Consider the following 5,545-nt stretch of genomic DNA (forward strand, 5'->3'; position numbering starts at 1 on the left):
AAGATTCAAGTCCTCACTAGGGTACCGAACTTAATAATTCGCAAGCTTATCCTCTTGCTCATCATAGACTCTCAATGAACCGCCCCGAGATTGTCGGAGACTCAACGCTCCAAGAGAATACGACAATGAAAACACGAAAATATACCCCTGAAATGAAAGAGCGCGCCGTCCGTATGCTAATTGAAGCTAAAGACGATTACCCATCCACCTGGTCAGCCATCAAAGCCATAGCGCCAAAGATAGGTTGCACGCCTGAGACCCTACGATCATGGCATAAAAAGCACATTGATAAAACCATTCCTGCAAAGATTCAAGCTCAAAGCCAAGCCGAGCGTATCAAAGAGCTTGAACGTGAGAACAGAGAGTTAAAGCAAGCCAATGAAATTATAAAGAAAGCTGCTGCTTTTTTCGCCCAGGCGGAGCTCGACCGCAAACCCAAGTAATGGTTGATTTTATAGATGACCACAAACCACAATATGGAGTCGAGCCAATCTGTAGAGTACTACCGATTGCTCCATCCACATACTATCGTGCCAAAGAGCTAGAATTCAGTCCTAAAAAGCGTTCACAGCGTAGTCAGCATGACGATTTCTATCTTAATGAGATTAAACGTATCTGGCAGGACAGCAAGTGCCGTTATGGTACTCGTAAAGTCTGGAAACAGTTGAAAGCAGAGGGTATACATCCTGCACGCTGCACTGTAGAGCGGTTAATGCGGCAGCATGGCATGCAGGGTGTTTGGCGAGGTAAAGGTAAGATAACGACTAAGTCTCGTGACGATCAAAAGCGTGCTGATGATTTGGTTAATCGTAACTTTAATGCCCATCGCCCTAACCAACTATGGGTTGCTGATTTTACCTATATAAAGACACTGAGTGGCTGGGTATATACCGCCTTTATCATTGATGTATTTGCTCGCGCTATCGTTGGCTGGAAAGTATCAGATCGTATGAACACTGATATGGTGATGGCAGCACTAAACCAAGCCATTGCAGACAGAAACCATCCTAAAGATGTCATTCATCATAGTGATCGCGGCGTTCAGTACTTATCAATTCGCTATACTGATAAGATGGCTGATTCTGGCGTCATTGCATCTGTTGGCACGACAGGTGATTCATACGATAATGCGTTGGCTGAAACGGTTAACGGACTTTATAAAACGGAGGTGATTGAATATTTAAAACAGCAGTGGCAAGGTGTGAACGATGTTGAATTAGCAACCCTAGAATGGGTGGACTGGTTTAACAAAACTCGCATTCATAGTACGATTAGTTATGTGTCGCCTTTTGAGTTTGAGAGACGATACTATGATAGTCTTTGTGAGTCAGACAAAGCTGCCTGACTCAAGCAATCCACTCTCCGATATAGTCGGGGCGGTTCAACGGATTTGACGGCAAGGGTCATACGCTTTAAGGTTCAATTTAGACATAGTTAAAAGAATGACTTATCAAAGGTTTCTTTTAAGCTCTTAGGCTCGCGGCGTTTAACGTCATTCAGTTTATGACGAGTCTGCGAGGCTATTTGATATGCTTTTAGACGCGACTGTTGCAAATTACCAATCGGACGGTTTTCCTCTAAGCAACGAAATGGCGTAAAAGACAAGCTTTCCATAATATCAAAATGACCGTCATCAGGCACATCTTGGCAAGGAATCGTCAGCGTTGCTACCGTCACAAATGGCGCATCAGATTCTTTCCATTCGGTGGTTATCTCTTCAATCGGCTGCTTTTTTAGATGACGACAAAGCTGAATTTGGACATCAAACTGATAATCATGCTCGCGTATCTCATCGATAATCAGCGGGCGAATCGCTTCCTCGCGTGCATTCACATCAAGCTCACGACGGGTAACTTTTTTAGCCGCTGCTTTGGTTGGCGTGACTCTTATCTTCGCCATATAGTCGCCATGACGCACCACGCCTTGTGAATGGAAATCATAAAGTAAGGTGTTTTTTGGCTCAATCGTTGTAAATCCACCAACTGCTTTAAAGGTTTTAAAAGATTCTTTGGTCGGTAACCTTGAGCCATAGTTGGTTAACCAATTAAAGGCCAATTGCGCTTTACCTCTTGCGCCTTTTTCAGTGTATTTTGGTAGCTCTAAAAACAGCTTAGAGATATAAGCATAATCTTCGATTCGATTACAGAAAAACACCGGATGATTGATCAAATTAAAATCAAAGTTAGTGCTGTCTTCTTCGCCTGGCGCGAGTTTTTCACCTGCTACATCAAAGACCTTAATCGCTAAGCCTTGCGCTAAGCCAAGCTTACTATCAGGCGAAACACGCGAGGCACCATTAGAAAAACGGATAACGGCATCATGAATGCCTGATTTGGCATAAAAACCTTGCGCGTATTCAGCAGGCAGATTGTCTAATATCTCAAACTTGGCTTTAAGGGCGCAGTAGCCTTTGGCATGAGCATCGCGCGTATGATAATCGATGTTGCTGGCTTTATCACTTCGAGCGATATAGTTTTTAATATCGTCGGTAATGGTGCGGATATTACGTTCGTCTTCTGCGCTCAGTTGAATATATTTTGCATCATAAGGCACATATTTAGTTTTGAATAATTTTTTTAACATTTTTCAATCCTTTTTTATAAGTAGCTGTTCTTGTAAATGAAACGGTATTTTTAAACTTTTAAGACAATTCACTAATCCATTCTAATGCCGATAAGCTTGGGATAAATAAATACTCACCGCCGTACAAGGTATTGAAGGTTTCGATACCGTGATAGCGCTGACGAATAGGGTCAGCAGGTACGGTAAAGGTATCGGCAGCTGCGTCTTTATCGCCATGATGGACACCAAGCATCGGATCTTTTTCTTCTCCTAAGCTCATAAAATTACCATCATTGATCCACTGCGATTGTAAAAACTCAACGGTCTCCATAGCATGGGCGTTGATACCAATAAAGAATAACCCGCGCTCTTTGCCATCATCCTCAGTTACATCGGGCGACAATGCCTCACCAAAACCAACGCTGCGTCTAACAATACGATGCAAACGCACATCAGATAAAATAAAGTCTTTGCTGTCTCTTGGATTCATACGCCTAGCATGCGCGCCAAATGGACATTTTTTACCATAAGGGTCATCTTTATAGCCAAAATTATTGTTGCGGTTGGGGTCATCGCCCAGTTTCTTATCATCGTGCTCAGGAGATAAGACTAAAGGTGCACCTGAGCGCCAACGTCCCCACATTTTTGCGCCCAGTAACTCCGCTTCTTCGTCACTCTGCGTATTATCTTTTAGAAATTTATTAAAGGCGGCGACATGACTGTTATAGGCACGCAATACCATAAATGAGCCGTTTTTGCCCAAGACTTCTGGCTGCGGCATTGGCGCTATCGTGCCCGCTTCGCCCTTATAACCTAATACAAACTCGCCTGCTGCTATCGCCTCACCGTCAAGACTTGGCGGCGTTTGAATACCGCTGCCTTGAATCTCTGGATTACTGATACCATCGCGATAGCCAAAGACGTTTTTGACGTTATTGTCTGAACCGAAAGTATGCTCCATAAGAATTTCAATATCGCCATTGGCGGGATTATCTTCATTGATATACGACTGAATATTGTCTTGCAGCTCCTTTAGCTTTATTTGCCATTTCTCTTTACTATCAGCAATAATGGCCGCACCGACATGGATATCGCCTTTATCACCAAAAGGGGCAGCCCAGTTTTCTGGGGCATTGATATCGAAATCCCGCAGCTTTTCTGCGCGCTTCGCCATACCTGCTTTAAAGGATTCTGGAAAGCTATCCAATGACGACCGCGGCACGCCGAGCGCCTCTAAACCATCATAAGTCATGACAATAGATAGCGTCGCTTGCATGTCTTTATGCCACGCCTTACTGCCAGTCACGTCAGGCAAAACGGTTTTGAGTAGTTGGCGCCCAGCTTCTGCATTATTGATTTTCAGCGCAACGATTGTTCCATAATAAGGCGTTGGTCGGTCGCGTAAAATAATGGATTGAATGTCTTCTAGCTGCATGGTGACGGTATTTGGATTAAAGACGCCGCGTGCTTTATTCGCTAAAGTCTCGATACCGTCGCCGACTTCTTTTTTAATATCTGCTAACCAAGATTCAACATTGCTATCTACGATACGATTGCCAAAGTCATCCTTTAATTCATGCAGTTTGCTGGTTAAAGGATGATTATCTTTTGAAGTACTATCATTTTTATTATTATTTCCAGTGTTTTTACTCATTGTTAACCCTATTTTTATCATTGTCTGAGTTTACTTTGCCTTTACCTTTTATATCACCCAACCCATTTAAAAATGGTGATATAAAAGAATGGCATAAATTAGTAATATCTTATTGTTTTATCACAAACTTTAAGACTGTGCTTCATCCAGCGCTTTATTAATGCCTTTAACGATGCGGTCTTGGCGGCGAATATCTTGAATAGTCAGATGCGGAACTCCTACATACCAACCAGCGGCAGTGATTTGATGATCTAAAATGAACTGTTTGACACTCGGGTCTTTAATGCCAGGCCAACCTTCAACGCTACCGAATAAAATATCCATCAGCTCAGGGATTTTGGTTGCAAAGTCGTCGATATAAGGGTCCCAATCGCCATCATAAGCAGTACAAAATAGCACTCTAGTATCATCATCTAAAAATACAAAGCGCAAATCGTGCAACGTCCCAACCCGCGTGGCACCTTTTAGATTGCCGCCAGCGATTTTTAAAATTTCCTTTAGACGCTCTGCACCGCCTTCTTTTAGAGGTGCGATAACCGTTAACTCTGAAACCTTACCTGATTTAAGCCCTTTCTCACCGGCAGTGGTCGTTGAATGATCGTAGCCATCCTCCCCGCCTTCTTTTATATTGGCCATCAGAAGGTTGGCACGCAGCTTAAAAGCATCGATGGACTCAGTGATTCTGTCTTTTAGATCTTCAGAGTTATCGATAACAGGTTTTTTATTTTTTTTAGCATTATTGTTTTTAGAATCAGTACTCATAATATTCGTCCTTATAATTTGGAAACGCCTTATAGAAAGATATCTTCTAAAAAGATACCTTGTACAAAATATATTTATAAAAATAAGTTGTCGATTCGCTATCAACTTATTGGTTTTTACCATAACAGACATGATAAAAATCTCGAAGCGGAGCAAGTTATTTACACAAAATTGAACAGAGAGCACCTATTTGTCTTCTTTAGTTTACCAAGTTTTTGTCTACGGTTTTTTCAGCATACATCACTAGTGAATGGTTATCTGTTTAAGCTGCATTTTTAATAAATATTTTTAACTAAATATTTATTAATTATTTGTATTAAATTGACAGTGTGTCTTCTGTTACTCTGTTTATGAGTTAGCAACTGAGCTGTCTATTTTTTAACTATAATTAATATAAGAGGTGATTATGAGCTTTACAGATACAGAACGTGTGATTTTAGCTAATCAATATGAAATTTTGGGTAAGTTAGGTAATGAACAAGCATACCCCAAGGAAACCAGTTATTTTACCCTTCAAACATATTAACAGACTACTCAAAATAGACTGTTAATATGGAACCATCTATA

4 protein-coding genes and 1 other annotated feature are annotated in these 5,545 nt (G+C 41.4%); of the genes, 1 reads left to right on the forward strand and 3 read right to left on the reverse strand.

What is annotated here, in order from left to right:
• Positions 1-125: 125 nt before the first annotated feature.
• A protein-coding gene (locus AS194_RS13340; protein ID WP_227511662.1) for an IS3 family transposase occupies positions 126-1,345 on the forward strand; the annotation gives its coding sequence in 2 pieces (ribosomal slippage) (positions 126-411 and positions 411-1,345; 1,221 coding nt in all).
• Positions 401-517 (forward strand) — a sequence feature (AL1L pseudoknot). It overlaps the preceding gene by 117 nt.
• Positions 1,346-1,434: 89 nt before the next feature.
• Here the strand turns inward: AS194_RS13340 and AS194_RS13345 are convergent.
• The 3 genes from AS194_RS13345 to AS194_RS13355 all read right to left on the reverse strand — a co-directional run bounded on the left by AS194_RS13345 (position 1,435) and on the right by AS194_RS13355 (position 4,978).
• Complete coding sequence (locus AS194_RS13345; protein WP_058025986.1) at positions 1,435-2,583, reverse strand: catalase family protein; 1,149 nt, start codon at positions 2,581-2,583, stop codon at positions 1,435-1,437.
• A 58-nt stretch (positions 2,584-2,641) separates the two neighbouring features.
• Positions 2,642-4,216 carry a Dyp-type peroxidase gene (locus AS194_RS13350; protein WP_083499711.1) on the reverse strand — a complete coding sequence of 525 codons (1,575 nt, stop codon included), beginning with the start codon at positions 4,214-4,216 and terminating at the stop codon, positions 2,642-2,644.
• A gap of 129 nt (positions 4,217-4,345) precedes the next feature.
• Entirely contained in the window at positions 4,346-4,978 is a 633-nt protein-coding gene (locus tag AS194_RS13355; protein ID WP_223808438.1) for a hypothetical protein, read from the reverse strand.
• Positions 4,979-5,545: the final 567 nt, after the last annotated feature.

The organism is Psychrobacter piscatorii (assembly GCF_001444505.1).
GTDB lineage: Bacteria > Pseudomonadota > Gammaproteobacteria > Pseudomonadales > Moraxellaceae > Psychrobacter > Psychrobacter piscatorii_B.

Bases quoted from the DNA above. Each gene is read 5' to 3' on its own strand.
- AS194_RS13345 (WP_058025986.1), bottom strand. From the start codon at position 2,583: ATGTTAAAAAAATTATTCAAAACTAAATATGTGCCTTATGATGCAAAA.
- AS194_RS13350 (WP_083499711.1), bottom strand. From the start codon at position 4,216: ATGAGTAAAAACACTGGAAATAATAATAAAAATGATAGTACTTCAAAA.
- AS194_RS13355 (WP_223808438.1), bottom strand. From the start codon at position 4,978: ATGAGTACTGATTCTAAAAACAATAATGCTAAAAAAAATAAAAAACCT.